The following is a 3,926-nucleotide window of genomic DNA, read 5'->3' on the forward strand; positions in this document are numbered from 1 at the left end:
AATCAAATTATTTCAATAGGTTAAAATCCGGACACACGCAGTGTGCCCCTACAAGCGAACAAAAAACAACTTTGTGCAACTGCTACATAATATTGAAAAAATCTGACGAAACCGACCGCTCGTTTTGATTACGCAAACTGTTCTAACTTTCTTTCTTTTTGTTTGTTTAATAAGAATAATAAATGAATATTCAAACTGTCATTTTATGGAGACGCTTCTTTTCCGGACTGGCTTACACGGCAATGCAGAGCGTCTTTTTTATTTATTTACAAACCAATAAAGGCTTTGAAACCGCTCAAATCGCGGCGGCCTTTTCGCTACTGGTGTTTGCCAGCCAAGCCTTTTCACTGTTTGCCGGATTGTGGGGCGATCGCTTCGGGCGCACGAAAATGATGTTACTCGGCTGCGCAATGGACGCTCTTGCCTATATTTTGTTGGTGATGACCGATCACTACCCGTTATTACTGTTAGCCACCTTTTGCTTTGGGTTCGGTAGCACCCTGTTCGGCACAAACGCACGGGCGTTGTTACTTGCCACCGCAGCAGACAATTACCACGATAAAGCCAAAGCACAGGGGAAATTTTTGCGTATTCAAAGTTTGGCGTCAATGTTTGCCCCTTTATTTGCATTGCCGTTTTTGCATTGTCAAATGCCGGAAATGCTGATTTGGGCGAGTTGTGCGATTGAAGTGGCAATGCTGATATTTATGCTGTTTACGGTGAAAGCGATGCCTTGTAAGGTGCGTTCTAGCCCGTTTCAATTTCGCTACATTAAACAGGTATTGAACAAGCGGTTTGTTTTTGCCCATTTATTGCTATTCATTCCTTTGGCGATGGGGACATCTTTCTATGTGATTTTCCCGTATATTTTCAGTAACTTACTCGATCACCCCGAATCAGTGCCGATCGCCTTTTTCATCAATAATCTCATTGCGGTGTTATTTCAAGGGCGCTTTTCTCGCAAATTGGATTTTGGTGTGGTGAAATTAACCTATATCACGCCGTTATTGGTGATTGCGTTAATCGTACCGTGGTTTTATGTGATTGATTTTCTTTCATTTGCAACCGCTTATCTGTATTTGGGGATTTTTGCGTTTGTCAGCCTGTTTGCGAATACGGCAATGGCAAATATGTTGGTTAAATTGGATAAAGGCGTTAATCAAGGCTTACTGTTCGGCACATCAAAATTGGTGCTGGCAGGCACAACCGCTTTGGTGATGAATGCTATCCCTTTTGTCTTTTTGATTTGGTAACTCAATGAAATTACGTCATATTTTCTTTTCGTTGTTATTGTCTTTAACGGTGAGTGCGGTCGCCGTCTTTCCGGCATTGTACGATATGCGTAATCGGGAGGCGGAGCAGGCGGCATTGGCAACGCTTTACGCACAATTAGTCGCCGCCCTTGAGACGCAAGATCACCAAGCATTAGAACGCCTGATCGCCGATGAATTTGTTTTGACTTTAATTCATAATCGAAAAAGGGAGCGGGTAACTAAACACGAGTGGTTGCATAACCTCAAAAACGGCGATGTGTATTACCAAATGCTGACGGCAGTCAAAGTGCTGCCCATCGGTAAGGATCGGCTGACCGCCACTTACCAACTTAGCGGTTCATTCTTTGGGGAAAATATTCAAGCACTTAGGCTGAAAATGTATTTCCGCACCAAAATGGTGAACGGGCAACGCCAAATTACCCGAATGTGGATTAATCAAGATAAAGCGGCACGGCAGGAGTAACCCGAAATAGCATTTTGCAGATTATGATGGCGAAGTTACCGCTTGCAGCCGTTATGGTTATGCGTGAAACACTTTTCGCCATTGTTGCGGGGTGATTTGATGCTGAACTTTGAAATAGTGGCGGAAAGCGCTGGCTTGTAAGCCGATTTGAGCAGCGATCTGCTCAATGCTTAATGTTGTGCTTTCAAGAAGATCCCGCCCCCGTTGCATTCGAGTGTCGATCAGCCACTGATTGACCGATGTGCCTGTGGCTTTGCGAAAATGGCGGGTGAAAGTGCTGCGGCTCATTGACAAATGCTCGGCAAGGGCATCTATCGTATGGGCGGCGGCGAGGTTTTGGCGAAGGTAATCCAACAACTCGTTGATTGACTGATTAGCGGTTTTGCGGGGTAACGGCTGCTCGATAAACTGGGCTTGCCCGCCCGAACGGTGCGGCGCGACGACCAACAAACGTGCCAATTTATTGGCAATTTTGACCCCGTGAAATTGGCGTACAATCGCCAAGCAACAATCCAGCCCCGCCACCGTGCCGGCGGAAGTAATCAGCCGATCGTCTTCCACATACAACGCATTTTTGTCTAACTTCACACAGGGAAAGCGTTGGCAAAAATCCTGTTCGGCACTCCAATGGGTCGAGGCGGATTTAGCGTCCAACAGACCCGCATAGGCTAACGCATAAGCACCAAAGCAAAGCCCCACAAGAGTCGCCCCCCGCCGATATGCCGATTGCAAGGCGCTGATTAACGCCAGCTCCGGTGGTTGGTTGATGTCGTGCCAACCGGCAATCACGATAATATCCGCAGCCGCCAACAATGCCAAATCCCCATCGGGACGTACCGCAAAGCCCCCCTCTCCGAGTACCCAATCGGTTGATACCGCCGCCGTTTGCCATTCAAACAACGCTTTATCGTCCACCTTGGTGGAGAATACCATTTGCGGTACGGTTAAATGAAAAGGGCTGAAATGGGGGTAAAGTACCATCACGACTTTCGGTAGCATTGATTTATCCGTTTATTCAGGGGACGTAAAATTGACCCAATTCTTGCGTTTTTTGATTAACAAGTCAATTTTTCACGTTTTAGCGGCTCACTATAATAGCCATCAAATCTGACAAGCGGTCAGATGAAATCACATTTTTGTAAAATAAAATTTTGGAGAGCAACAAAATGAAGATGAAAACAACCGCCCTTTTGGCTTTAGGTTTAGCGATGAGTACGTTTGCTAATGCCGAAATCAACTATCAACACGTTCGCAACGCTACTGTAAAAATTCAGTACGGCGGCAGCACCTTTCTTGTTGATCCGTATTTAGCGAAAAAAGGGGCGTACGCCGGTTTTGAAGGCACGTTCAACAGCGAAAAACGTAACCCGTTGATTGATATGGCAGAGCCGGCGGAGAACGTAATCAAAGGCGTTGATGCGGTAATTTTAACCCATACCCACGAGGATCACTGGGATAAAGCCGCCCAAGAGATGCTACCGAAAGATCTGCCTATTTTCGTCCAAAATGCAGGCGATGCGGTGATTGTACGCAATCAAGGCTTCAAAAATGTGCAAGTGGTTGGTAAAAACACCCCGTTTGGCAAGGTGAAGCTGACGAAAACCGGCGGTCAGCACGGCACGGATGAAATGTATGCTACCAATCCGCTAGCGGAATTGGCAGGCGATGCAATGGGCGTAGTATTCCAAACTGACGGGGAGAAAACCCTGTATATTGTTGGCGATACCATTTGGACATACCACGTTGATCACGCCTTGAAAACCTATCAACCCGATGTTTTGGTGATGAACACAGGTTACGCGCGGGTTACCGGTTTTAACGGCAGTTTGATTATGGGTAAAGACGATGTGGTAAAAGCCTATCAAACTACACCGGCTAAGATCGTTGCCGTGCATATGGATGCAGTGAACCACGCAACCGTCAGCAGTGATGAAATTCGTGCTTTAGTGAAAGAAAAAGCAATGCAAGATCGTGTTGCCGTGCCGAAAGAAGGTGAAGTTTTAACATTCTAATATTGACGGCAAGCGGTCAAATTTAGGCGAGAATTTGCAATATTATGTAGCAGCTGCACAAAGTTGTTTTTTATTCACTTGCAGGGACACACTGCGTGTGTCCGGATTTTAACCTATTGAAATAATTTGATTTTTATAAAGGACACACGCAGTGTGTCCCTACATTCTGTTAAAATG

At 45.8% G+C, this 3,926-nt stretch carries 4 protein-coding genes; 3 read left to right on the forward strand and 1 reads right to left on the reverse strand.

Annotation, left to right across the window (positions count from 1 at the left end; translation table 11 throughout):
- Window positions 1–182 precede the first annotated feature (182 nt).
- Window positions 183–1,253, forward strand: coding sequence for an MFS transporter (locus RO21_RS11730; protein ID WP_047977965.1), 1,071 nt, complete (start codon window positions 183–185; stop codon window positions 1,251–1,253).
- A gap of 4 nt (window positions 1,254–1,257) precedes the next feature.
- A complete protein-coding gene (locus tag RO21_RS11735; RefSeq protein ID WP_047977966.1) occupies window positions 1,258–1,737 on the forward strand; it encodes a nuclear transport factor 2 family protein in 480 nt (159 codons plus the stop codon).
- 57 nt (window positions 1,738–1,794) lie between these two features.
- Here RO21_RS11735 and RO21_RS11740 read toward each other — a convergent pair whose 3' ends face one another.
- Complete coding sequence (locus RO21_RS11740) at window positions 1,795–2,736, reverse strand: GlxA family transcriptional regulator (RefSeq protein WP_047977967.1); 942 nt, start codon at window positions 2,734–2,736, stop codon at window positions 1,795–1,797.
- Between the two features lie 167 nt (window positions 2,737–2,903).
- Here RO21_RS11740 and RO21_RS11745 point away from each other — a divergent pair, with 167 nt between their 5' ends.
- Window positions 2,904–3,749 (forward strand): MBL fold metallo-hydrolase, encoded by an 846-nt coding sequence (locus RO21_RS11745; protein WP_047977968.1) that lies wholly within the window; start codon window positions 2,904–2,906, stop codon window positions 3,747–3,749.
- The last annotated feature ends 177 nt before the right edge of the window (window positions 3,750–3,926 follow it).

Source organism: Muribacter muris, from assembly GCF_001038205.1.
Classification (GTDB): domain Bacteria; phylum Pseudomonadota; class Gammaproteobacteria; order Enterobacterales; family Pasteurellaceae; genus Muribacter; species Muribacter muris.